This window comes from Sinorhizobium sp. NFACC03, assembly GCF_900103435.1.
Classification (GTDB): Bacteria; Pseudomonadota; Alphaproteobacteria; order Rhizobiales; family Rhizobiaceae; genus Ensifer.
Map to the genome: position 1 here is coordinate 192868 of NZ_FMXF01000004.1, position 23572 is coordinate 216439.

General features: G+C 62.1%; 21 protein-coding genes. 11 read left to right on the forward strand and 10 right to left on the reverse strand.

The window, feature by feature from the left end; genetic code table 11:
- Positions 1-97: 97 nt before the first annotated feature.
- From BLU35_RS09290 to BLU35_RS09310, 5 genes are all read left to right on the forward strand, one after another.
- Positions 98-1255 carry a Gfo/Idh/MocA family protein gene (locus BLU35_RS09290; protein WP_093232879.1) on the forward strand — a complete coding sequence of 386 codons (1158 nt, stop codon included), beginning with the start codon at positions 98-100 and terminating at the stop codon, positions 1253-1255.
- Positions 1256-1268: 13 nt separating this feature from the next.
- A complete protein-coding gene (locus BLU35_RS09295; protein WP_058324994.1) occupies positions 1269-2153 on the forward strand; it encodes a carbohydrate ABC transporter permease in 885 nt (294 codons plus the stop codon).
- Positions 2150-3007 (forward strand): carbohydrate ABC transporter permease, encoded by an 858-nt coding sequence (locus BLU35_RS09300; protein WP_057249166.1) that lies wholly within the window; start codon positions 2150-2152, stop codon positions 3005-3007. Before BLU35_RS09295 ends, BLU35_RS09300 begins: the two co-directional genes overlap by 4 nt.
- A gap of 37 nt (positions 3008-3044) precedes the next feature.
- Entirely contained in the window at positions 3045-4274 is a 1230-nt protein-coding gene (locus BLU35_RS09305) for an ABC transporter substrate-binding protein (RefSeq protein WP_093232880.1), read from the forward strand.
- 95 nt (positions 4275-4369) lie between these two features.
- Positions 4370-5503, forward strand: a complete 1134-nt coding sequence (locus BLU35_RS09310; RefSeq protein ID WP_058326351.1) for an ABC transporter ATP-binding protein — start codon at positions 4370-4372, stop codon at positions 5501-5503.
- Between the two features lie 108 nt (positions 5504-5611).
- On the opposite strand, the gene BLU35_RS09315 is transcribed toward BLU35_RS09310, so the two are convergent.
- Together BLU35_RS09315 and BLU35_RS09320 are read right to left on the reverse strand one after the other, a co-directional pair.
- Positions 5612-7093, reverse strand: coding sequence for a M81 family metallopeptidase (locus tag BLU35_RS09315; RefSeq protein ID WP_176907195.1), 1482 nt, complete (start codon positions 7091-7093; stop codon positions 5612-5614).
- Positions 7094-7119: 26 nt separating this feature from the next.
- Entirely contained in the window at positions 7120-7611 is a 492-nt protein-coding gene (locus BLU35_RS09320) for a hypothetical protein (RefSeq protein ID WP_058325078.1), read from the reverse strand.
- Positions 7612-7724: 113 nt separating this feature from the next.
- Here BLU35_RS09320 and BLU35_RS09325 point away from each other — a divergent pair, with 113 nt between their 5' ends.
- The 6 genes from BLU35_RS09325 to BLU35_RS09350 all read left to right on the forward strand — a co-directional run bounded on the left by BLU35_RS09325 (position 7725) and on the right by BLU35_RS09350 (position 14606).
- The gene (locus BLU35_RS09325) at positions 7725-8114 is read left to right on the forward strand and encodes a RidA family protein (RefSeq protein WP_058324990.1); all 390 of its coding nucleotides are present in this window, start codon (positions 7725-7727) and stop codon (positions 8112-8114) included.
- Between the two features lie 25 nt (positions 8115-8139).
- The gene (locus BLU35_RS09330; RefSeq protein ID WP_057249162.1) at positions 8140-9003 is read left to right on the forward strand and encodes a MurR/RpiR family transcriptional regulator; all 864 of its coding nucleotides are present in this window, start codon (positions 8140-8142) and stop codon (positions 9001-9003) included.
- Positions 9004-9024: 21 nt separating this feature from the next.
- Entirely contained in the window at positions 9025-9801 is a 777-nt protein-coding gene (locus BLU35_RS09335; protein ID WP_093232882.1) for an SDR family oxidoreductase, read from the forward strand.
- A gap of 21 nt (positions 9802-9822) precedes the next feature.
- The gene (locus tag BLU35_RS09340) at positions 9823-11742 is read left to right on the forward strand and encodes a beta-N-acetylhexosaminidase (protein ID WP_093232883.1); all 1920 of its coding nucleotides are present in this window, start codon (positions 9823-9825) and stop codon (positions 11740-11742) included.
- Between the two features lie 11 nt (positions 11743-11753).
- Positions 11754-13196: a M81 family metallopeptidase gene (locus tag BLU35_RS09345; RefSeq protein WP_093232884.1), complete on the forward strand. Its 1443-nt coding sequence runs from the start codon at positions 11754-11756 to the stop codon at positions 13194-13196.
- Between the two features lie 183 nt (positions 13197-13379).
- Complete coding sequence (locus BLU35_RS09350) at positions 13380-14606, forward strand: MFS transporter (protein ID WP_093232885.1); 1227 nt, start codon at positions 13380-13382, stop codon at positions 14604-14606.
- On the opposite strand, the gene BLU35_RS09355 is transcribed toward BLU35_RS09350, so the two are convergent.
- From BLU35_RS09355 to BLU35_RS09390, 8 genes are all read right to left on the reverse strand, one after another.
- Positions 14603-15283: a hypothetical protein gene (locus BLU35_RS09355; RefSeq protein WP_093232886.1), complete on the reverse strand. Its 681-nt coding sequence runs from the start codon at positions 15281-15283 to the stop codon at positions 14603-14605. The two genes, BLU35_RS09350 and BLU35_RS09355, sit on opposite strands and share 4 nt — an antisense overlap.
- Before the next feature lie 227 nt (positions 15284-15510).
- The gene (gene hutU / locus BLU35_RS09360; RefSeq protein ID WP_058325077.1) at positions 15511-17184 is read right to left on the reverse strand and encodes a urocanate hydratase; all 1674 of its coding nucleotides are present in this window, start codon (positions 17182-17184) and stop codon (positions 15511-15513) included.
- Positions 17185-17186: 2 nt separating this feature from the next.
- The gene (hutG, locus tag BLU35_RS09365) at positions 17187-18005 is read right to left on the reverse strand and encodes an N-formylglutamate deformylase (RefSeq protein ID WP_093232888.1); all 819 of its coding nucleotides are present in this window, start codon (positions 18003-18005) and stop codon (positions 17187-17189) included.
- Position 18006: 1 nt separating this feature from the next.
- Positions 18007-19542, reverse strand: a complete 1536-nt coding sequence (gene hutH / locus BLU35_RS09370) for a histidine ammonia-lyase (protein ID WP_093232889.1) — start codon at positions 19540-19542, stop codon at positions 18007-18009.
- Complete coding sequence (gene hutI / locus BLU35_RS09375) at positions 19539-20783, reverse strand: imidazolonepropionase (protein WP_093232890.1); 1245 nt, start codon at positions 20781-20783, stop codon at positions 19539-19541. The genes hutH and hutI overlap by 4 nt, the downstream gene beginning before the upstream one ends.
- A 323-nt stretch (positions 20784-21106) precedes the next feature.
- Positions 21107-21694: a phosphonate metabolism protein/1,5-bisphosphokinase (PRPP-forming) PhnN gene (phnN, locus tag BLU35_RS09380; RefSeq protein WP_093232891.1), complete on the reverse strand. Its 588-nt coding sequence runs from the start codon at positions 21692-21694 to the stop codon at positions 21107-21109.
- A complete protein-coding gene (locus BLU35_RS09385; RefSeq protein WP_093232892.1) occupies positions 21691-22830 on the reverse strand; it encodes an alpha-D-ribose 1-methylphosphonate 5-triphosphate diphosphatase in 1140 nt (379 codons plus the stop codon). The genes phnN and BLU35_RS09385 overlap by 4 nt, the downstream gene beginning before the upstream one ends.
- A 1-nt stretch (position 22831) precedes the next feature.
- Positions 22832-23539, reverse strand: a complete 708-nt coding sequence (locus tag BLU35_RS09390) for a DUF1045 domain-containing protein (RefSeq protein ID WP_093232893.1) — start codon at positions 23537-23539, stop codon at positions 22832-22834.
- Between the last annotated feature and the right edge of the window lie 33 nt (positions 23540-23572).

Genomic DNA, 23572 nt, shown 5'->3' on the forward strand with positions numbered 1-23572 from the left:
AATTTTACAAAATATGCGGATTTGAGTTGACGGCCTGAAAAAACTGTCCCAGTCTGCGAAAATAAATTACGCCAAAAGGCAGGGGAACAGGACGAGCATGAAAGTCGGCATCATCGGACTCGGATTCCGTTTGGGTTATCTGGGCTATGTCTTCAAAGCCATGGACGAGAACTTCGAGATCGCCGGCTACGTCGATCCGAACCCGGCTGGTCTGACCACGCTCACCGAAAAAGGCATCTCGGCCGGCAAGGCTTACGCGACCTCGGAAGAGCTGATCGCCAACGAGAAGCTCGATCTCTTGATGATCGGCTCGCCGAACCACATGCACCTCGATCATATCCGGATTGGTCTCGAGGCCGGTCTCAAGGTGTTCAGCGAGAAGCCGATCGTCACGACGGTCCAGGAGAGCCTCGAACTCGCGGGGCTGATGGCGAAGTTCGGCCATGAGCGCCTGATGGTCGGTCTGGTGTTGCGTTACGCGCCCATGTATCGCGACCTGCGCGCAGCGCTTGCCGAAGGCAAACTCGGCCAGGTCGTCTCGATTGAGGCGTCCGAGCATATCGAACCCTATCACGGCGCCTTCTTCATGCGCGACTGGCGCCGCTACGAGCGCTATTCCGGCAGTTTCATGCTGGAAAAATGCTGCCATGACCTTGATCTCTACAATGGTGTCGTCGGCGCGCGGCCGGAACGGGTCGCGAGCTTCGGCGGCCGCAAGAGCTTCATTCCCGCCAACGATCCCGCACGCGAAGGTATCAACGACCTAGAACTCTTCCATCGCAAACCGAGCGGCTGGATGGGCTCCGACAAGGTCTTCGACAGCGACGGCGACATCATCGACTACCAGGTGGCGATCGTCGAATACGCCAACGGCGTCGGCATGAACTTCCACACCAATCTCAACGTGCCGGACCAATTCCGCCGCTTCTGCATCATGGGCTCGCGTGGCATGGCCGAGGGCGATTTCATCCGTGGCTATTTCGACGTTCACGAGATGCTGACCGGCAAGAAGGTCATCGAAAACAAATACGCCGCTACGGAACTGTCGCAGCACTACGGTGCCGACGAGCAGATGGCGACCGATATCATCGGCCATGTTCGTGACGGCCGGCCGCTACCGGTTTCGACGCTCGATGCGCTTGAAGCGGGTATCCTGGCGCTTTCGATGGACGAGGCGCGACGCAAGAAGAGCGTCATAGATCTCCGGCCCATCTGGGACCGTTTCGACGAAGCCCTGCATTCGCGCGCAGCGTAAGGGGAGGCGAGAGATGAGTGTTCAACGCAGCACGGTCATCTTCGCCTGGATCCTGCTTCTTCCCGCTGTCCTCTACGTCACGGTGATCGTCGCCTATCCGCTGGTCGACACCTTCATCCTGTCGTTCACGGACGCGTCGCTGAAGAAGACGACCAACTGGGTCGGCTGGGCCAACTACGATAAGATCTTCAACGAGACTTTCGCCGAAGTCATCTTCCGGACCTTCATCTGGACCTTCTTCTCGGTCTCGATCAAGATGATCATTGGCGTGTTCGGCGCAACGATGCTGAACGCCGCCGTGCCCGGCCGTGCGCTCTTCCGCCTGCTCACCATGCCGCCATGGATCGTGCCGATGGCGATCGGCATCTTCATGTGGGGGTGGATGTACAATGGCCAGTTCGGCATGATCTCGGGCGTGCTGCAGAACCTGGGGCTGTCCAACGGGCCCATCGCCTTCCTCGCCCACGGTTCCACCGCCTTCTGGGCGACGATCATCACTGACGTATGGATCGGCGTGCCGCTGGTGACCCTCTATATGCTGGCGGCGATGCAGGCGATCCCGCAGGATCTCTATGAAGCCGCCTGGACGGACGGAGCAGGGCGCCTCTATCGCTTCCGCCGCATCACGCTGCCGCTTTTGGTTCCGTCGCTGATCACGATGTCGATGCTGTCGCTGATTGCGACCTTCAACTCCTTCGACATCATCTGGATCCTCACCCAGGGCGGCCCCAACGGTGAGACCACTACGATGATCATCGATACCTACCGTACCGCCATCGGGTCGAAGAAATACGGCGAAGGCGCCGCGCGTGCTGTACTGATCTGCATCTTCCTGTCGATCTTCTGCTTTGCCTATTTCCGGGTCACCAGCCGTCTTGCCGCGGGGGAACAGAAATGAGCCAGCCTGCCATGATCAACCGCTATCGCTGGTACGAGCTCCTTGGCATCTACGCCGGTATCTTCGTCTTCCTGTGCTTCATTCTGGCGCCCTTCGTCGAAGGGTTCCTGGTGTCGTTGAAGCCGCTCGGACTGCTTTTTTCCTCGCCCTATCGCTTCTGGCCGCAAAACGGCTCGTTTGCCGCCTACTCGACCATGTGGGTCAGCGTGCCCGGCTTTGCCCGCTACATCTTCAACTCCTTCTTCATCTCCACCATCGTGACCGCCATCGTGCTGATACTGGTGATCCCCGCGGCCTATGCCTTTGCCCGCTTCAATTTTCGCGGCGCCGGGCTGCTGCTTGGTGCCTTCCTCGCCGTCAACATGTTCTCGGGCGCAGTGCTGCTCATCCCGCTGTTCCGTCTGATGCGCACTTTCGGCGTGCTCAACACCTATCTCGCGATGATCGTGCCGGGCGTTGCCTTCCTGATCCCTTCGGCAATCTGGCTCTTGCGCACCTACATGATGCGCATTCCGCGTGAACTGGACGAGGCCGCTTTCGTCGACGGCGCCAGCCACTTCTATACGCTGCGCCGGGTGATCCTGCCGATCGCCATGCCGGGCATCACCGTGGTGGCGATCACCACCTTCATCGGCGCCTATGCCCAACAGTTCATCTATGCCCTGACCTTCAACTCCAAGAGCGAGTACATGCCGCTGCCGGTCGGGCTGTTTGCCTATTTCGGTCGCCAGGAGGTGGTCTGGAACGAGCTCATGGCCGCGAGTTTCGTCGGCATCGCGCCGGCTGTCGTCGTGATCTTCCTCCTACAACGGTATCTCGTCAGCGGCCTGACCGCGGGCGCGGTGAAACAATAAGACTTAAGTCAACCACCAGAGAACGGGAGCATAAAACGTGTCTATTCAATTCAAGACAGGGGTACTCGCCCTGGCGCTGCTCGGTTCGACAGCGCTCGGCGCCGTCACCGCGAAGGCTGCCGACCAGGAGATCAGCTGGATCTACTGCGGCGACACAATGGACGCGGTACACGCGAAATACATCAAGCAATGGGAAGAGAAGAACCCGGGCTGGAAGGTGACCCCTGAAGTTGTGGGCTGGGCTCAGTGCCAGGACAAGGCGACGACGCTTGCAGCCGCCGGTACGCCGGTCGCCATGGCCTATGTCGGCTCGCGCACGCTGAAGGAGTTCGCGCAGAACGAGCTCATCGTTCCCGTGCCGATGACGGAAGACGAGAAGAAGACCTACTACCCCAACATCGTCGACACCGTGACCTTCGACAACAACCAGTGGGGCGTTCCGATCGCGTTCTCGACCAAGGCGCTTTACTGGAACAAGGACCTGTTCAAGCAGGCCGGTCTCGATCCGGAGAAGCCGCCGAAGACCTGGGCTGAAGAAATCGAGTTTGCGAAGGCGATCAAAGAGAAGACTGGTATTGCGGGCTACGGCCTTCCGGCCAAGACCTTCGACAACACGATGCACCAGTTCATGCACTGGGTGTACACCAACAACGGCAAGGTGATCGACGGCGACAAGGTCGTCATCGATAGCCCGCAGGTGCTGGCAGCACTTCAGGCTTACAAGGACATCACGCCCTATTCCGTTGAAGGCGCCACCGCCTACGAGCAGAACGAGGTTCGCGCCATCTTCCTCGATGGCAAGGTCGGCATGATCCAGGCGGGCTCAGGTGCTGCAACGCGCCTGAAGGAAACCAAGGTCAACTGGGGCGTCGCGCCGCTGCCGCTCGGTCCTGAGGCCAAGGGCGAGGGCACGCTGCTCATCACCGACAGCCTGGCGATCTTCAAGGGCTCGGGCGTCGAGGAGAAGGCGATCGAATTCGCCAAGTTCATCACCTCGCCCGGTCCGCAAGGGGAATATGAGCTTCAGGGTGGCGCCGGCCTGACGCCGCTGCGTCCGTCGCCGATGGTCGACGAGTTCGTCAAGAAGGATCCCTACTGGAAGCCGTTCATCGACGGCATCACCTATGGTGGTCCGGAACCGCTCTTTACCGACTACAAGGGCTTCCAGAACGTCATCATCGAGATGGTCCAGTCGGTCGTGACCGGCAAGGCCGAGCCGGCCGACGCCTTGAAGAAGGCGGCTGCGGACCTCGAAGAGTACAAGTAAGGCCACCGGGGTCGCGCGCCGATGGGATCGGTTCGCGGCCCCACCTAACTCTGCTATAAATGAGCCGCTTCTCGCCGGTGGCCGGAGACAGTTTCTTGGGACAGCTCAATCTCAATCGGATTCAGAAATTCTACGGGACTTTCGAGGTGCTGAAAGGCATCGATCTCGAAGTCAGGAACGGTGAGTTCGTCGTTTTCGTCGGACCCTCCGGTTGCGGCAAGTCGACCTTGCTCAGGATGATAGCCGGTCTCGATGAGGCCAGCTCGGGGGACATCCTGATCGAGGGCAAACGCGTCAACGACCTGCCGCCGGTCAAGCGTGGTATCGCCATGGTCTTCCAGTCCTACGCGCTCTATCCGCACATGACCGTCTTCGAGAACATCGCCTTTCCGCTTCGCGTGGAAAAAATGGCCGAGGAGAAGTTGAAGGCGAAGGTGGAGCATGCAGCGCGCATCCTGCACCTTGATCAGCGCCTGCAGCAGAAGCCCGGGATGCTTTCCGGAGGCCAGCGTCAGCGTGTCGCGATCGGGCGAGCGATCGTGCGCGAGCCGAAGATCTTCCTCTTCGACGAGCCGCTTTCGAACCTCGACGCGGCGCTTCGGGCGGACATGCGCATCGAACTGGCGAAACTGCACCGGCAATTGCAGGCAACGATGATCTACGTCACGCACGACCAAGTCGAGGCGATGACGATGGCGGACCGGATCGTCGTCCTCAATGCCGGGCAGATCGCCCAGACGGGCGCCCCGCTCGAGCTCTATCATAAGCCAGCCAATACCTTCGTTGCCGGCTTCATCGGCAATCCGAAGATGAACTTCCTGCCGGTCACCTGCAAAGGCGTCAGCGACGCCGGCGTCGAGGTCGACTACAAGGGGCAGACGGTGGTCATTCCCGTCAACCCGCAGAGCGGCCTTGCCGGGCGGACACTGACGCTTGGTGTGCGGCCGGAGCATATCACGCTGGGAACCGGAGACCTGACCCTCAAAGTCACGCCAACGGTCATCGAACGCCTCGGCGCCCATACGGTCGCCTATGCGGCGATCGGCGGCGAGGGCGAAAACTTCTGCGCCATGTTGCCGGGAACGGCCGCAATCCGGCCGGAGGAGACGATCCAGACCGGTATCAAGGTTGCGGATTGCCACCTGTTCGACGAGGCGGGCCTCGCGCTCGAACGACGCGTCGAACTGACCGACATCGACTTGGGCGTGCTCGATCCGGCAGCTGCCTGATCATTCAGGACCAAGGAAAAAGACCGTTGTCTTGCGAAAGACAGCGGTCTTTTTTGTCTGTGCACTAAGCCCATCGTACCGGTGTCGGCGAGACGCGATGGCCGCACTCTAGGCGCGGCTCAGGCCGTTCCCTTCTGCGTGCGGATCGGCGACCTTCGGCCAGATGTCCTTCGGTGCCCGCTTGTAGCCGGTCTTCGCCGGGTTGTTCGGATAGGGAGTGCCGGCCGAGCAATAGAGGATTTCGGACGCGATCTTCGAGAACGAGGCATAGAAGTGATTGGTCGACTTGATGACCAGAATTTTCTTGGCCTTCGGGTCGATGCCCATCACCGAGAAGAGGCTCGGATCGAAGCTCTGTGCGCGCGTCGAATTGAGGATGATGTCGATGCCGTTGAAGACGATATGGGCGGCATCGCCGAACGGGGCAAAACTCTCGCCGAAGCGCATCTCTGCGTCGCGCACCAGCTTGACCACCTTGACCGTGCCATCGATCGGATGACCGGTTCCGGGAGCCGACTTGGCGCCGAAGCGCAGCGGGATCTCGGCGCCTTCGCCGGCGGCCATGCAGATCTGCACTGCCATCGGATCCCAGATCGTGCCGACCGCAACGTCGGTTGCGCCGCGCGCCAGAAGCTCTTCGAGAAGCACCGTTGCGTCGCCGGCGGTGCCGCCGCCTGGATTGTCCCAGACATCGGCGATCACGACAGGACCCTTCGATGCAGCGAGTGCCTCGGAAACGGCCTGCTTCTCGTCGATCTGCGGCATGATAAAGGTTCCGCGATGAGAGAAGAGTTCGAGACCCAGTTCCCGCGCGAGGCTCGCGCCCTTCTCCCGCTTGCCGTTGGTGACGGCAAGCAGCTTGGTGCCCATTTCCGGAACGTCGCCGGCCATGAAGCCGTGGATCACGGAGAGCGAAAGAACATCTGCGTCTTCTCTTTCAATCCGCATCAGCTTGTCGACGAAGGAGCGCATCGGATCGCGTGAGGTCGGGTATACGTCGATCATCCGGCAGTCGAAGATCGACATGACGGGCGTGACACGCCCTTCGAGTGTGTCGACGACGATGCGCCAGAGATCTTCGGCACGGTCGACGAAGTCGGTGTGCGGAAACTCCTTGAAGTAGACGAAGAAGTGCGAGGCGGCTGCGCGCTTGGCCGTCAGGTGGCTATGGGGGTCGAGTTCGGCGCAGACGAGGATGTCGGGGCCAACGATCTCCCGGACGCGCGTCAGCAGGTCGCCCTCGGGGTCTTCGTAGCCGTCAGCAACCATGGCGCCATGCAGGCCGAGCACCACCGCGTCGATGGGCATGGCAGCGCGTAGCTGGTCGAGGATTTCGTCACGCAGGCCTTCATAGGTCTCGCGGTTGACGAGGCCGGCTGGATCCGCCCAGGTGGCGGTGCCCTCGATCAGTTGCCAGCCCTTCTCCGCGGCGACGCGGCGGCCGACCGTGATCGGCGCGGTGCAAAGCGTCGGTGTTTCCGGGTGTTCTCCCGGCGGCGCGTAGAGCGAGGCTTCAAAGGCCCGGCGGTCGATGCAGATCGGGGAGAAGGTGTTGGTTTCGGTCGCAAGCGCCGCTGTGAAGATCCGCAATGCCTTTGCCTTTTCTATCGCGTCTTTCAGGCCGGCCCCATCGGGTTCGGCAGGTAGCCGGTGAAGCCGGCAATCTTCCAGCGTCCCTCGTGCAGGCGGCAATAATAGACGGTCTGCCATTTCAGGATGTCGACGCTGCCGTCCGACTTCTTGAGGCTGCCATCGAATTTCTTGCGCGCCAGCGCCTGGTCGCCGTTGATCTCGATGTCTTCGAGAGTCGTCGTCGTGAAGATCGCATTGCGCGGATCTTCGGCGAAGCTCTGCGTCGCAAAGTCGTTAGCCTGGCGCAGCCACTCTTCGCGATAGGCCGCAAGCGACGGGAAGGTCAGCCGCCAATTGTCGGGATTGGTTTCGCGTCGGCCGTCGATGCCGATGAAGCCGTTCTCGACGAAATCACCTGCGACCATCGACCAGTCTGCGGCCAGGAAGGCGGTAATGTCGCGCGAGACGAGCATCTCCCAGATCGAGTGGCGTGCCGTGTCGGAGGAGGGGAATGGATTGAGGAAAGGATCCCGCATATTCGCGCCCTGGATTGAAATTCTTTTCATGAATGGTGTTTTTCGCTAGTCAAATTCAGCTTTCTATGGTCACTTGTCAACGATCAAAGAAAATAATTTGCACGAAGGCTGACATGACCATCAAAAGATATGGTGCGGAACAGGTTGGTGCTGGCGGTAAGCCCTTGCCGTTCGCACGTGCGGTCGAAGCGGACGGTTGGCTCTATGTTTCCGGCCAGGTTGCCATGGAAAACGGCGAGATCATCGAGGGTGGGATTATCCCGCAAACCCACAAGACAATCGCCAACGTGCTGGCCATCCTGACCGAAGCCGGCTACGGTCCGCAGCATGTGGTTCGTTGTGGTGTCTGGCTCGACGATCCGCGTGATTTCTGGACATTCAACAAGATCTACCAGGAGTATTTCGGTGCTCATCCGCCGGCGCGGGCCTGCGTCCAGTCGTCGATGATGGTCGATTGCAAGGTCGAGATCGACTGCGTCGCCTATAAGCCGAAGGAAGGCTGATCAATAAGCAAGGCGCAAGCGGGCGATGGACATCTTCGCGACACTACAGGAAGAAAAAGGGCGGCTCTCCCAATCGGAAAACCGCATTGCCGACATTCTCCTGAATGATTTCGAGTTTGCGGTGAACGCCTCCATCATCGAATTGGCGAGCAAGGCGGACGTGTCGCCACCCACCGTCACCCGCTTCTGTCGAAGGCTCGGCTGCGACAGCTTTTCCGATTTCAAGGTGCAACTTGCCCGCACCGCCTATATCGGCATGCGCTACCTGAAGCCGGAACCGAAGAGCCGCGAGACCGGCGATGTCGCCCAGGATATCATCACCAAGTCGCAGAACGCGCTGTTTCTGCTGCATCGCTCGCTTGACCTGGCGGCGATCGAGCAGGCGGTCGAACGGATCGCCGCAGCGGAAATGATCTACGCCTTCGGTTCCGGTGGTAATTCCTCGATGATTGCCGGCGAGTTGCAGAATCGGCTGTTCCGCTATGGTCTTCGCATCACCTCCAGCTCCGATCACAGCATGCAGCTGATGATGACGGCGGCGGCGCGGCCGACCGACGTGCTCATCGGCTCGTCCTTCTCCGGCCGCAACGCCGAGCTCGTGCGCGCTTTTACGCTCGCCCGCGAACTGAAGGTGCCGACCATCGCGCTGACACAGAGCGGCAGTCCGGTGGCGGCCGCCGCCAGCATCACCGTGCCGGTCGATCTGCCCGAGGGCAACAACATCTACCGCCCCACTTCCACCCGCATCGCCTATCTGGCGCTGCTCGATATCCTCTCCAGCCTCGTCGCCTACCGGGTGCAGCCCCAGGCGACGACCACACTTCGGCGCATCAAGCAGCAGCTGGTCACGCACCGCGACGGTGACGATCGCCAGCTTCTCGGAGACTGACGTGCCGCGAAAGGTCAGCGCATGACGCAATCCCTCGCTATCGTAACCGGTGCAGCCGGCGATATCGGCCGCGCTATCGCGCGCAAGCTTTCCGACGATCACGATGTGATCCTACTCGTCGACATCAACGCGGACGCCGCTGAACGGGCGGCGCGCACCCTCGGCGATGACAACCGCTTCGTGGCCGTTGCCTGCGACGTGACCGACGCGACAAGCGTTGCAGCGATGGCCGCAACGGCGGCAAGTCGGGGGACGGTGCGCACGCTCGTCAACAATGCCGGTGCGGCCCGTGCCGTCAGCCTGCACGATACGACACCGGAGATCTGGCGCATGGACAATGCGCTGAATCTGGAAGCGGCCTTCCTGTGCTTCCGCGCCGTCGAGGATATGCTGAAAGAGACCCGCGGATCGGTGATCAATATTGCCTCGGTCAACGGCATGAACGTCTTCGGCCACCCGGCCTATAGCGCCGCAAAAGCGGGCCTCCTGCATCTGACGCGGCTCATCGCAGTGGAATACGGCAAGTTCGGCATTCGCTCGAATGCCGTTGCACCCGGCACAGTGCGCACCCAGGCCTGGGAGGCGAGGGCGGCGTCAAACCCGGATGTCTTCGAGGAGGCACGTCGCTGGTATCCGCTGCAGCGGATCGTCAACCCTGATGATGTCGCCAATGCGGTGCATTTCCTGGCGGGACCGCTCGCTGCGGCCATTTCGGGCGTCTGCCTGCCTGTCGATTGCGGGCTCACTGCCGGCCAGGCGGAACTGGCCCGCACGTTTTCACAATCAAGCCACTACTGACACTGCATTTGGAGGAAGAGTATGCAGCCGGTTTCCTATCGTCTCGAGGCGTCTTGGCAGCCGGATGGCGGGCCCTTTGGTCGGTTCACCTTCACGCTGTTCAATTTCTCTGGCGCGCCGCTTTCCGGTTTCAGGATCGTCTATACGTCGCTGACGCGGGTCATTGATCCCAAGGCATGCGAGAATGCGGTGTTCCTGCGTCGCAACGCCAACTTTCATGAGTTTGCGCCGCCCGAGGGTCTGACGATCGAGAACGGCGGAAGCTGGACCTTCACCGTCAGCGGCCTGCATCGCAATGCACGCCATTGCACCGACGGAGCCAAGTCCGCCTATCTGACGCTTGCCGATGGCCGCCACGTCCCGGTCGCCGTCTCGGATTTGCTTCTTGAGAACGCCGTCAGCGAGCCGCCGCCGGTGCGGCTGCCGGAAGGTGAACTCGACCAGCCCTATGCGCTGCAGCCTTGGCCGGCGATGCTCGAGCTTCGAGCTGGAACTGGTTTCCCGGTCGTTCTCTATCCGGCCGCTGGGGCCGGGCAAGACGAGATTGCGGCGGTTGCTACCGTGCTGTCGATGTTCCATCGATTGTTCCCTGCGGCGCATGCGCCCTTCAGCCTTGCGACGTCGAAGCAGGGGCGGCCGGTCGTCTTCACGGCGGATGCCGGGTTGGCGGCAGAAGCCTATCGCCTTGAATTCTCCGAAACCGAAATTCGCCTGGGCTACGGCGGCAGCGCCGGCCGGCAATATGGCTTGACCAGCCTTGCCCAGCTTCTGGACGGAGCGCGCAATCATCCCGGCAAATTCCGCTTCCCGACGAGCGGTACAATCTCGGACAAGCCTCGCTACGGCTGGCGCGGCTGCCATCTCGATGTCTCCCGCCAGTTTTATCCGGCCACCGATGTGGCGCGGCTGATCGATATCCTCGCCTGGTTCAAGCTCAACATCTTCCACTGGCACCTGACGGACGACGAGGCATGGCGCCTGGAGATCAAGGCGTTTCCGGAGTTGACGACGCTTGGTGTGCTGCGCGGCCCTGACGAGCCGCTCTTGCCGCAGCTCGGCAATGGCGCAGAGCCCGTAGGCGGGTTCTACAGCCAGGCGGACGTCAAGGCGATCGTCGCGCAGGCATCGGCTCTTCATGTCGATGTCGTGCCGGAGATCGACATTCCCGGACACAGTGCGGCGACGCTCGTCGCTCTGCCGGATCTCAAGGATGGCCAGGAAGCCCCGGAGAGCTATCATTCGGTGCAAGGTTATCCCAACAATGCGCTCAACCCGGCCGTCGCCTTCACCTATGAGTTCCTGGAGAAGGTGTTCGATGAGATGGTCGAGCTCTTCCCAAGCAAGTACCTCCACATCGGCGGCGACGAAGTGGCGAACGGCTCGTGGCTCGCTTCTCCGCTTGCCAAGACGCTGATGGAGCAGGAGGGGATTTCCGGCACCTTCGCGCTGCAGTCCTATTTCCTGAAGCGGGTGAAACAAATGCTGACGGCGCGCGGCCGCAAGCTCGCCGGCTGGAACGAGGTGGCGCATGGCGGCGGTGTCTCGACCGACGATACGCTGCTGATGGCCTGGGAGCGGCCGGAGGTCGGCATTGACCTCGCGCGCGAAGGCTATGACGTGGTGATGACCCCCGGACAGGCCTATTATCTCGACATGGCGCAGGCCGATGCATGGCAGGAGCCCGGCGCCAGCTGGGCCGGTACCGCGACGCCAGCGCATACCTACAGCTATGAGGCGGAGGGTGAGTTCCCCGAGGATCTGAAGCCGCGCCTTAAGGGCGTCCAGGCCTGCATCTGGTCTGAGCATTACCTCTCCCGCAGCTATTTCAACCGCCTTGTCTTCCCGCGGCTTCCGGCGATTGCCGAGGCGGCCTGGACGCCGAAGGCGGCAAAGGACTGGCTGCGCTTCGCGGCCATCGCTCCGCTCAGCCCCAATCTCTAAGAGGAAAGCCCATGCGCATCGCCGTTGGTGGCATCCACACTGAATGCAGCACCTATTCGCCCGTCCTGATGACGGAGGAGGACTTTCGCGTGCTACGCGGGCAGGCGTTGCTGGAGGCCGAATACTTCAGCTTCATGAAAGCCGAGGACGTCGAGCATCTGCCGCTACTGCACGCACGCGCCGTACCCGGCGGTCCCGTATCGCGAGGGGTCTACGACGCATTCAAGGCAGAGTTTCTCGAGGGACTCCGTGCGGCCCTGCCGATCGACGGGCTCTATCTCGCCATGCACGGCGCCATCAAGGTCGACGGCATGGACGACGCCGAGGGCGACTGGATCTCAGCGGCCCGTGCCGTCGTCGGCCCAGATTGCCCGATTGCCGCAAGCTACGACCTGCACGGCAATGTCAGCCAGAGGATCATCGATCAGCTCGACATCTTTGCAGCCTATCGGACTGCGCCGCATATCGACACGCCGGAAACCATGACCCGCGCCTGGTCGATGCTCGTCTCGGCGCTCAGAGACGGAACGCGTCCGGGTATTGCCTGGGCGCCGGTTCCGGTGCTGCTGCCCGGCGAATGCACCTCGACTGAAGACGAGCCGGCGAAGTCGCTCTACGCTCAATTGCCAGAGATCGATAAGCGGCCGGGCATTCTCGACGCCAACCTGATGGTCGGCTACGTCTGGGCCGACGAGCCTCGGGCGACCGCCTGCGCGGTCGTGACCGCCACCGATAAGCCTGCCGCCAAGCGGGCGGCAGAAGAGATTGCCGCGGGCTACTGGGCCGCGCGCCGCAACTTCCGCTTTGGTCCGGTGACCGGACCACTCAACGAGATGCTGGATATCGCCGAACAGGCGACGACGACGCCGATCATCCTCGCCGACTCCGGCGACAATCCGACCGGCGGCGGGGTCGGCGACCGGGCCGATGTGCTGAAGGCACTGCTGGCACGCGGCTGGCGCGGCGCCCTGATCGCCGGCATTACGGATCGGCCGGCGGTGGAAGCCTGCTTTGCTGCCGGTGCCGGCGAAACGCTGATGCTCAAGATCGGTGGTAGCCTCGACCCGGCAAGCCCCTGCGCCGAAATGTTGGTGGAGATCGTCAGGCTCGACAATTCCGGTTTGGAGCGTGAGCGGCAGGCGGTGGTGCGCGTCGGCGCCATCGATATCGTCATTGCCGCGCGCCGCAGGCCCTATCACAATATCGAGGATTTCCGTCGGCTCGGTCTCGATCCTGAAGCCGTGCGGCTGCTCGTCGTCAAGTCGGGTTACCTCTCGCCTGAACTCGCGCCGATCGCCAATCCCAATCTGATGGCTTTGACCGAAGGCGTCGTCAATCAAGGCATCGCCGGCCTTGCGAGCTTGCGCCGTCAGCGGCCTGCTTATCCGTTCGACCAGGACTTCGCCTTCGAGCCTGTCGCCCGCTTCTCGTCCCGTTGGTCGAGCGGCGACTGAGGCTTTACTATCTGCATTTTTCCTACCCGAATTTCGGGTGGGCTCTCCTCTGCAGCGCCGCACGTCGTTCAAGACGCGTCAGGTCGCGGTAACGCTTTAAGTTGCTGCATATTTGTCCTTAAATCGATCCCGATTAAAGGAACCATGCAGTGCCCTTCACCCGCTTCGCGGACACGTTCTAGCATGACTTCCACTATACTCAGCGCCATGCGCAACCCGGCCATGCGGATCAGCATGCTGGCGATCTTCCTGTTCGGCTTTGCGGGCGCTGCCACCTCGCCCTATCAGTCGGTTGTCGGCATCAACGAACTGGGTCTCAGCGACGCCATCTATTCGCTGCTGATCCTTCTTGCTTCGACCGTGAATGTCATCGTCAGCGTCTCGATCGGCATCCTGGCGGACCGCGTCGGCAATTATCGCGTGCTGATGTCGACGGCGATCCTGTTCGGCGTTGTGGGCTACGGCATCGTTTATATGCTGCCCTACCAGGCGAGCTTCGTCGTCAGCGTCCTCTTGCTGCTGCCGATTTATGGCGCGCTCTACACGCTGCTCTTTGCGAATGTGCGCAGCATCGCCCGGCGGATGAGCCGGCATGACGCCTCGTCGCTGACGACCGGCGCGCGCGCGGCCATATCGGTGTCCTGGGTTCTGGTGCCCGGGCTGGTCGGCTTCGCGCTGGCAGGCGGCGAAAGCATGCTGCCGGCCTATCTGCTGGCCTGCCTTGGTTGTCTCGCCAACCTGCTGATCGTCTATTTTTCGTTGCCCAATGAAGGCGGCGCCGATCCGTCGCTCGGCAAGCGGCTGTCCTACTGGACGTCGTTCCGAGAGATCCTGACGCCGCGCATCTTCCTGCGGGTGATCGCCGTTGCGACGATCACGTCGAGCCTGCACGTCAATGCCGCCGTGCTGCCGCTGATCATGACGGATGAGATCGGCGGTAGCGTCACCGATATCGGCATCATCGTCGGCATCGTCGCCTTCCTGGAAGTCGTCTTCATTTTCGTCTGGGCGCGCATCCAGTTGAGCCTGGTGCCGTTCAAGGCGCTGGCGCTGGGGACGGCCATCTACATCGGCTATATGCTGCTGCTCGGCTTTTCCACGGCCACGTGGCAGATCTACGCGCTCACGCTCGTCAGCGCCTTCGGTGCAGCGGCGCTGATCACCATCCCGATCGGCTACCTTCAGGACCTGATTGCCGATCGGCCGGGCTTGGGAAGCTCACTGATTGCCGTGAACCTTTTCCTGAGCGGCGGGCTTTGCGCCGGGCTTTTTGCGCTCGGCACCCGGATCAGCAACTATTCCGGAACGGCGCTGCTCGGTGGTGTTGGAGGATTTGCCGGGTTGTTGCTGCTGCTGGCGCTCGATGGCGATAGAAAAGGAAAGAGGACGGTCAGCCGCGAACCGGGCTAGTCCCAGGGCTCATCGACAAATTTGCAGGTCAGTGTGGTTTGGTTGTCTTGGAGACATCTCTTCTTTTGATCGACGAGGATCATAATTCTCGCGAAGAAGCGCGAGAAGTCGGCCTTGCTGGAGTTAAAGGTGGCTATCCCCAGCGCATGCGCCTGGGCCTGAGCCACGCAGGTCGCCAATTCCTGGTCGGGGACATCGCTGTTTGCAACGACAACGGCGCGGTCAAACCGCCCTTCCGCAGAATAGTTCACGGCGGAGGCGCAGTTTCCTGCGCCGCTTCCTGCGGTGTCATTGAGCAATTTGCTGTAGTAGGGGTCGAAGCCGAAATCTTCAATTTTGCGAACGTCCACCCGGCCATTCTGGACGACATCTTTTCTAAATATCACGCCGATGGTGTTTCTTCCGAGGCCCGGTTGGGCTCGCACTTCAATTCCGGCAGTGATGGCGAGCATTTGAATTGTTGAGAAGACCACGTCCCTCTTCTTGGTCTCCCCTTGGCTCATTCCGACGCCGATATACTCCGGGAAGGCGGTAAAATGTCGCTCTCCGTTGCGAACAGGGCCGAAGAAACTCACGTTCTGGGCGACCGATGACGAAGCAATAAAGACGCTCGTAAGAAGCCCCACGGCAAACATAGGAAGTCTAATGGTTCTTCTCTTGTTTCTGCCCTTACACATGAAGCCTTCTCATAAACAATCAGCGCTCGCTTGAGCGAAAAGAGATCTTCTGCAACGCGTCGTCAGCAATGCGATGGCATGATTATTTTTCTAGCATTGCTATCAACTGTTGCAAGGCGCCGAAGCAAGCTAGACGCAGTCCCGGTACTTGTCTCATCAAAAAGTGATAGGGGCGCCTTGCGGCGCCCCTACCAGGATTTCCGTTGAGTATGTCAGTCGAAAGCGTATCAGTTGCCGAGGATACCCGGCAGACGCAGGCCCTTGTCCTTGGCGCAATCAAGAGCGATATCGTAGCCCGCATCGGCATGGCGCATGACGCCGGTTGCCGGGTCGTTCCAGAGCACGCGCTCAAGTCGCTTGGCCGCATCATCCGTGCCATCGGCGCAGATGACGACGCCCGAATGCTGGGAGAAGCCCATGCCGACGCCGCCGCCGTGGTGCAGCGATACCCAGGTCGCACCCGAGGCGGTGTTGAGTAGCGCGTTCAGCAGCGGCCAGTCGGAAACTGCGTCCGAGCCGTCCTTCATCGCTTCGGTCTCGCGGTTCGGCGAGGCGACCGAGCCGGAGTCGAGGTGGTCGCGGCCGATGACGACCGGGGCCTTGAGTTCGCCATTCTTGACCATCTCGTTGAAGGCGAGGCCGAGGCGATGGCGGTCGCCGAGACCCACCCAGCAAATGCGTGCCGGTAGACCCTGGAACGAGATGCGCTCGCGCGCCATGTCCAGCCAGTTGTGCAGGTGCTTGTTGTCGGGCAGCAGTTCCTTGACCTTGGCGTCGGTCTTGTAGATGTCTTCCGGATCGCCGGAGAGAGCCGCCCAGCGGAACGGTCCGATGCCGCGGCAAAAGAGCGGGCGGATATAGGCCGGAACGAAGCCTGGGAAGGCGAAGGCGTTTTCAAGGCCCTCTTCCTTGGCGACCTGGCGGATGTTGTTGCCGTAGTCGAAGGTCGGGATGCCCATGTCCTGAAAGGCGATCATCGCCTCGACATGCTCGCGCATCGAGGCGCGTGCGGCCTTTTCGACAGCCTTCGGGTCGCTCTCACGCTTGGCCTTCCACTCGGCCATGGTCCAGCCCTTCGGCAGGTAGCCGTTGACCGGGTCGTGTGCCGAGGTCTGGTCGGTGACCATGTCGGGGCGGATGCCGCGGCGAACCATTTCCGGCAGGATTTCAGCGGTGTTGCCGAGCAGGCCGACGGACTTCGCTTCGCCGTTTTTCGTCCAGCGCGCGATGATCTCCATCGCCTCGTCCAGCGTCTCAGCCTTCTCGTCGAGGTAGCGGGTGCGCAGGCGGAAATCGATCGAATCGGGGTTGCATTCGACTGCAAGGCACGAGGCGCCGGCCATGACCGCTGCGAGCGGCTGGGCGCCGCCCATGCCGCCGAGACCGCCGGTCAGCACCCATTTGCCCTTGAGGTTGCCGCCATAGTGCTGGCGGCCGGCCTCGACGAAGGTTTCGTAGGTGCCCTGAACAATCCCTTGAGTGCCGATGTAGATCCACGAGCCGGCGGTCATCTGGCCGTACATGGCGAGACCCTTCTTATCCAGCTCGTTGAAATGATCCCAGGTCGCCCAATGCGGCACGAGGTTGGAGTTGGCGATGAGAACGCGCGGCGCATCCTTATGGGTGCGGAAGACGCCGACCGGCTTGCCGGACTGCACCATCAGCGTTTCGTCGTCGTTGAGGTCCTTGAGCGTCTCGACGATCTTGTCGAAATCGGCCCAGGTGCGCGCCGCGCGGCCGATGCCGCCATAGACGACCAGTTCGTGCGGGTTTTCCGCCACGTTCGGATCGAGGTTGTTCATCAGCATGCGCAGCGGCGCTTCGGTCAGCCAGCTCTTGGCGTTGAGCGTCGTGCCCTGAGGGGCGCGCACGTCGCGAATGTTGTGGCGCGGATTGTTCATGGTCATGCCTCGCTCCCTGTCTGTCTCTTGAGGTCAAATGCGATGGTTTCGATGCGGTTCAAAATGGCTTTCAGCGGTTCACACAGCAGTGCTGAACGGGCGGCGTCGAGCGCGAAGGGTGGTTCTTCCGCTGCCAGATGGGTCGATTGCGCGAGTTCCATCTGGATCGCGTGCACGCCAGTCTCGGGGCGCCCATAGTGGCGGGTCGTCCATCCACCCTTGAAGCGACCATTGAGAATACTGCTGTAACCTTTTGCTGCAGCAGCTATTTCTGCCGTTTCTTTCTCGATTTCCGGTGCGCAGGTCTTGCCCATGTCGGTGCCGATGTTCAGATCCGGTAGCTTTCCTTCGAAGAGGAACGGGATGTGCGAGCGGATCGAATGGCAGTCATAGAGCACGACGACGCCATGGATCGCCTTGACGCGCTCGATCTCGGCGGCAAGCGCCGCATGATAGGGCGCGTGGAACGTCCGGAGGCGTTCGGCGATATCGGCTTCGGTTGGCGCCTCTCCATCCTTCCAGATCGGCTTGCCGTCGAAATCCGTTTCCGGGATCAGGCCGGTCGTGTTCTGGCCGGGGTAGAGGCTGACGCCCGCGGGATCGCGGTTGGCGTCGATCACGTAGCGGTGGAAGGTGGCGCGAACGACGGTCACCTCCGGCAGCAGGCCGTCATAAAGCTGGTGGATATGCCAATCGGTATCGGCCAATATCCGGCCGTTGTCGTTGAGCCGATCCCAGATCGCAGCCGGCACGTCAGTGCCGGTATGCGGAAATCCGAGAATGACCGGGGAGTTCCCCCTTTTGACTTCGAAGACCGCCATCTCAGCTCTCCAGGCCAGGCAGGATGCCGGCGGAGATGGCGGCGTTCAGGCGGCCCGAGGCGACGAGATCGCCGGCAGCCTTGAGGTCGTTGGCCATGTAGCGATCCTCCTCGATCGTCAGAGAGACGGCGCGAAGTGCCGCGGCTGCCTTCTGCAACTCGGGGCTCGTCTTCAGCGGCGCGCGGAACTCGACGCCCTGGACCGCGGTCAGGGCTTCGATGCCGACGATCGAGAACAGGTTTTCGGTCATCTGCAGCAGGCGGCGGGCGCCGTGGCAGGCCATGGAAACATGGTCTTCCTGGTTGGCCGATGTCGGGGTCGAGTCGACCGAAGCGGGGTGCGAGAGCTGCTTGTTCTCCGACATCAGCGCGGCGGAGGTCACCTCGGCGATCATCAGGCCGGAGTTGAGACCCGGCTTCTTGGCGAGGAAGGCCGGCAGGCCGTAGGAGAGTGCCGGATCGACGAGCAGCGCGATGCGGCGCTGCGAGATCGCACCGATCTCGCAGACGGCGAGCGCGATCTGGTCGGCGGCAAACGCAACCGGTTCGGCGTGGAAGTTGCCGCCGGAGACGACGGAATTGTCCGAAAGGACCAGCGGGTTATCGGTGACGGCGTTCGCTTCGATCTCGAGCACGCGCGCGACCGAGCGCAGGAGATCGAGGCAGGCGCCATCGACCTGCGGCTGGCAGCGGATGCAATAGGGGTCCTGTACGCGCTCGTCGCCTTCGATATGGCTTTCGCGGATCGCGGAGCCGGCAAGCAAAGTGCGCAATGTGGCGGCCGTATCGATCTGGCCGCGATGACCACGCAGCGTGTGGATGTCGGGATGGAAGGGGGCGGACGAACCCATGGCGGCGTCGGTCGACATAGCGCCGGTGATCAGTGCTGCCTGCGCGGCGCGGTGGGCGCGGAAGAGACCGGCAAGCGCCAGCGCCGTCGAGGTCTGGGTGCCGTTGATCAGCGCCAAGCCTTCCTTGGCGGCCAGCACGACGGGCGTCAGGCCAGCGGCGGAAAGCGCCTCGGCGCCGGACATGCGGCGCCCTTCGAAGAAGGCTTCGCCATGGCCCATCATCACGGCTGCCATATGGGCGAGCGGGGCGAGGTCGCCGGAAGCACCAACCGAGCCCTTCTCGGGAATGACCGGGACTACGCCCTTTTCGAGCATGGCTTCAATCAGACGCACGAGTTCGAGACGGACGCCGGAGGCGCCGCGACCGAGCGAAACGAGCTTCAGCGACAGGATCAGACGCACGACGTTTTCGGCAAGCGGCTCGCCCACGCCGCAGCAATGCGACAGGATCAGATTGCGCTGAAGCGTCGCGACATCGGCGCTGTCGATCTTGATCGAGGCGAGTTTGCCGAAGCCGGTGTTGATGCCGTAGACCGGGGCATTGCCGGCGACGATTTCGGCGATGCGGCCGGCCGCCTTCTTGATTCCGGCGTCAAAGGACGGGTCGAGACGAGCCGGCTCTCCGGTCCAGTAGATGGTTTCGAGGTCGCGAAGGGGCACGGAGCCCGGATGTAGAATGATGGTCATTGACCGATCCTTTGCCCTCTGAAGATGCGTTCATGAAGTGGGTTGAAGCCGATGCGGTAGACGAGCTCGGCGGGATCCTCGATGTTCCAGAGCGCGAGATCGGCCGACTTGCCGACCTCGATGGTTCCGGTCTCCGCGAGCAGGCCGAGGGCGCGCGCGGCTTCGCGCGTTGTGCCGGCCAGGCATTCGGCTACCGTCAGCCGGAAGAACGTCGCCGACATGTTCATGGTGAGAAGCAGCGAGGTCAGCGGCGAAGTGCCGGGGTTGCAATCGGTGGCGATCGCGATCCGTGCGCCGGCGTCGCGCAGCGCCTGAACCGGCGGCAGGCGCTCTTCGCGGAGTGCATAGAACGCACCGGGGAGCAGCACGGCAACCGTGCCTGATTTGGCAAGGGCTGCTGCGCCTTCGGCGTCGAGATATTCGAGATGGTCGGCCGAGAGCGCACCATAGGATGCCGCGAGCTTCGCACCGCCGAGATTGGAAAGCTGTTCTGCGTGCAGCTTGACCGGCAGGCCTAGTGCCTTGGCGCGGTCGAAGACACGGGCGATCTCGGCGGTCGAGAAGGCAATGCCCTCGCAGAAACCGTCGACCGCATCGACCAGCCCTTCGGCGTGCGCCGCATCGAGGCCGGGCAGCACGACGTCGGTGATGTAGTCGCCGTTGCGGCCCTTGTAGTCTGCCGGCGTCGCATGCGCGGCGAGGTAGCTGGTGACGACACGGGCCGGCCGCAGCGTTTCGAGCTTGCGGGCGGCGCGCAGCATGTTGAGCTCAGCCGTCACATTGAGCCCGTAACCGGACTTGATTTCGACCGTCGAGACACCTTCGGAAAGAAGCGTGTCGAGCCGTGGCAGAGCGCTTTCCACGAGTTGGTTGACGCTCAGCGCATTGGTCGCCTTCACCGAGGAAACGATGCCACCGCCGGCCCGTGCGATCTCTTCATAGGTGGCGCCTTCGAGCCGCATCTGGAACTCGCGGGCGCGGTTGCCACCGTGCACGAGATGCGTATGGCAATCGATCAGAGCCGGCGTCATCACGCGGCCTTCGCAGTCAACCGTTTCGAGGCGGCCTGCGAGGTTGGCCGGCAGATCGCGATCGGGACCCGCAAAAGCGATCCGCTCATCGACGACAGCAACGGCCGCATTCTCGATAAGCCCAAGTCCTTCGGCGCCTTCGCTCAGCGTCACAAGGCGCGTGTTGCGCCAAACGCCGGATGACTGCTTGCGGGTCGAGATATCGTTCATGAGGTCGCCTCCACTGGATATAATGTATATACATATTAATTCGCTCCACAAGAGGAAAATCGTGTGGCGGGAGGAAAAGGACAGGGCGGAAAGGCTAAGAAAAGAGGCGCGGCGCTGTTCAAAAACATGAGCAAGCGGCTTCAACAAATTGATTCTGTGAGCAACTTCTGTGCGATGTTTTTCCGAAGCGCGCGAACGCAAAAAAAAGCCCCGAAACCGGAATTTCGGGGCTCGTGTCAATCGATCGATCGAAAAAAAATATCCGGCCGAAAGCCCTGCCATGTCGATTCGAGAGGCGAAGCCGGCGGTACCGCTCGCCCCCGTCAGGCGGCGTGGTCCGCCTTGATGCGCAATCGTTCCACCAGGTCGACGAAGCGGGTGCCGGCGATGTCGAGCCTGCCGCTATTGTCGATGACGCTCACGCCAGGCCCCGACGTGACATCGGGGGCCTGGCGGCTCAGCCGTCGCAGGACTTCTTCCTCGCTCTCGCGGCCGCGTTCTGCAAGCCGCTTGGCCAGAACCGGTGCCTCGGCGGTGATGACGACGACGGCGATGTCGCCAAACGCTTCCCGGAACGCCGGCAGGGCGCCGCGGCTGCCGTTGACGATAGCGGTCATGCCGTTTCGCACATTCTGTAGCACCACGGAGGGGATGCCGTATTTGAGGCCATGCGCGTCCCAGAAGACGGCGAAGGCGCCGTCCTTCTGCATGTCGACGAAATCGTCTTCGGACACGCTTTCATGCACCTCGCCGCCGGCATCCGACGGACGGGTGATGACACGCCGGACGAAATGCACGTCGTGACAGTCGGCAAAATGCCGGGCGGCAAAGCCCATGACGCTGTCCTTGCCGGCACCGCTCGGTCCGACGACGACGACGAGTGCGCCTGCACCCTGTTCGCTCGCGCTCATGCGACACGCCGTCCTTCGCGCCAGACGGAGCGCACGACCGGAATGCCTTGCCTGCGGTGGACGCGGGCGATGTCGGCGCGCAGGCCGACTGCGACGCGGCCGCGGTCGTCAAGGCCGACGGTACGGGCCGGTGTCGAGGTCACCATCGCGATCGCCTTCGGCAGGTCGATGGCTTCGACTTCGTCGGAAAGAACGAAGGGCGCGTGGATCAGGCTGAAGGGCACATAGTCCGACGACAGCACGTCGAGAACGCCACGCTCCGCCAGGTCTCGGGCGGCGATGTTGCCGGAGTGCGACTTGCCGCGCACGATGTTCGGCGCACCCATGAGAACGCTCAAACCCGCGCGGTGTGAGGCTTCCGCCGCTTCGAAGCTCGTCGGGAATTCGGCAAGCTTGATGCCGAAGCCGACCGATTCTTCGACGTGGTCGACGGTCGCGTCGTCATGGCTGGCAATCGTGATGCCGCGGGCGGCGCAGGCCTCAGCCAGCGCAGTGCGATGCGGGCCGGCATATTTCGCCGAAAGCGCCTGCTGACGCTCGACGAAGCGGGCGAACTCCGCGTCGGAAAGGCCGCGCTTGGATTTGTAGTAGAGCGTGTACTGGTCCATCGTCTGGAACTGACGCTGGCCGGGCGCGTGGTCCATCAGCGAGACGAGCTTGACCTGTGGGTCGTTCCGGAAGTCCTCGTAGTGATCGAGCACGTCGGAGGTCGAGACCTCGCAGCGCAGGTGGATCAAGTGGTCGGCGCGCAGCCGACCTTCTTCCTTGGCCTGCGCCAGGGCGTCGGCCATGCTGCGCATCTCACCCTTCTGGAAACCGCCATCTTCGTCGGAGCCGAGCCGAAGGCAGTCGAAGACAGTGGTGATACCCGAGGTGACGACCTGCGCGTCATGCGCCTGGATCGCCGCGATCTTCAGCCAGCGCACGCCCGGGCGCGGCGAATAGTGGGCCTCGAGGTGATCGGTGTGCAGTTCGATGAGGCCGGGAATAAGGTAGTCGCCTTCGAAGTCCTCGCCGCTGGCGACCGTCCCCCCGGAGATATCGGCAATCTTGCCGTCGCGGATCTGCACCGAGCCGTCGAGGATACTGTCCTCGAGGACGATGCGGGCGTTGGTCAAAACCTGTTCTTTGCTCATCTCATGCAATCTTTCGTTGGGTGTCGCTGCCGAGCGGCAGCAGGGAGCGGACAGTAAAGGGGGCGCCGCGCTCCGGTTCGACGAAGAGCGCGACTGACGTCACGTGAAGCGGTTTGCCGATATGTTCGGCAAAGGTGGATTCGAGCGCCGATCGCATGACGCCGCTGGTTTCGGTGGGCACCGGACCGGTCAAAGTCAGATGGAACTGAAATTCTTCGAATACATAGGGATAGCCCCATTCCCTCAGGTAGCGCCTCTGGCGTTCCGGGAGGCTCTCCGGCTTGCGCCGGGCGAAGTCCGCCTCCGACAGCGGCGCGCGGAACGGGTCGAAGCGGTGAACGGCATCTTCGGCCAGATCCTGCAGTTCGGCAGAGAGAGCGGACGGTACCAGGGCGAAGAACGGACCGAGCTGGTGCAGGACAATTTCAGGGATTTCGAAGGGATCGAGGTCAGCGGCGAAGCATTCGAAGATGCTGAGGAGTTCGTCTTCGTCGCGGCCCTCGGCAAGCTCGAAGGGAGCCTTCAGCGTTCCGTGAAAACCGTAGCGTCGCGGGTCTGCTGTCAGTGTGCGTTGCGTCGCTTCGTCGATCCCGGCGATCGTCGGAAGAGCAAGATCTTGGCCGGTAAAGGCGTCACGGCCAAGCCAACGGGACGCGGTCTGCGACAGCCGGTCGTCCGCCGGCGGCGCGAAGTAGATTGCATAACGCACGGTCTTCACTTTCTTGTAGCGACCGGCCCGCCG

What these genes read in the sequence shown, in the direction of transcription:
- hutU (WP_058325077.1), bottom strand. Translation starts at nt 17,184, where the DNA reads ATGAACAATCCGCGCCACAACATTCGCGACGTGCGCGCCCCTCAGGGC.
- BLU35_RS09340 (WP_093232883.1), top strand. Translation starts at nt 9,823, where the DNA reads ATGCAGCCGGTTTCCTATCGTCTCGAGGCGTCTTGGCAGCCGGATGGC.
- hutH (WP_093232889.1), bottom strand. Translation starts at nt 19,542, where the DNA reads ATGACCATCATTCTACATCCGGGCTCCGTGCCCCTTCGCGACCTCGAA.
- BLU35_RS09320 (WP_058325078.1), bottom strand. Translation starts at nt 7,611, where the DNA reads ATGCGGGATCCTTTCCTCAATCCATTCCCCTCCTCCGACACGGCACGC.
- BLU35_RS09345 (WP_093232884.1), top strand. Translation starts at nt 11,754, where the DNA reads ATGCGCATCGCCGTTGGTGGCATCCACACTGAATGCAGCACCTATTCG.
- BLU35_RS09330 (WP_057249162.1), top strand. Translation starts at nt 8,140, where the DNA reads ATGGACATCTTCGCGACACTACAGGAAGAAAAAGGGCGGCTCTCCCAA.
- BLU35_RS09355 (WP_093232886.1), bottom strand. Translation starts at nt 15,283, where the DNA reads ATGTGTAAGGGCAGAAACAAGAGAAGAACCATTAGACTTCCTATGTTT.
- BLU35_RS09300 (WP_057249166.1), top strand. Translation starts at nt 2,150, where the DNA reads ATGAGCCAGCCTGCCATGATCAACCGCTATCGCTGGTACGAGCTCCTT.
- phnN (WP_093232891.1), bottom strand. Translation starts at nt 21,694, where the DNA reads ATGAGCGCGAGCGAACAGGGTGCAGGCGCACTCGTCGTCGTCGTCGGA.
- hutI (WP_093232890.1), bottom strand. Translation starts at nt 20,783, where the DNA reads ATGAACGATATCTCGACCCGCAAGCAGTCATCCGGCGTTTGGCGCAAC.
- BLU35_RS09385 (WP_093232892.1), bottom strand. Translation starts at nt 22,830, where the DNA reads ATGAGCAAAGAACAGGTTTTGACCAACGCCCGCATCGTCCTCGAGGAC.
- BLU35_RS09350 (WP_093232885.1), top strand. Translation starts at nt 13,380, where the DNA reads ATGACTTCCACTATACTCAGCGCCATGCGCAACCCGGCCATGCGGATC.
- BLU35_RS09290 (WP_093232879.1), top strand. Translation starts at nt 98, where the DNA reads ATGAAAGTCGGCATCATCGGACTCGGATTCCGTTTGGGTTATCTGGGC.
- BLU35_RS09325 (WP_058324990.1), top strand. Translation starts at nt 7,725, where the DNA reads ATGACCATCAAAAGATATGGTGCGGAACAGGTTGGTGCTGGCGGTAAG.
- BLU35_RS09295 (WP_058324994.1), top strand. Translation starts at nt 1,269, where the DNA reads ATGAGTGTTCAACGCAGCACGGTCATCTTCGCCTGGATCCTGCTTCTT.
- hutG (WP_093232888.1), bottom strand. Translation starts at nt 18,005, where the DNA reads ATGGCGGTCTTCGAAGTCAAAAGGGGGAACTCCCCGGTCATTCTCGGA.
- BLU35_RS09335 (WP_093232882.1), top strand. Translation starts at nt 9,025, where the DNA reads ATGACGCAATCCCTCGCTATCGTAACCGGTGCAGCCGGCGATATCGGC.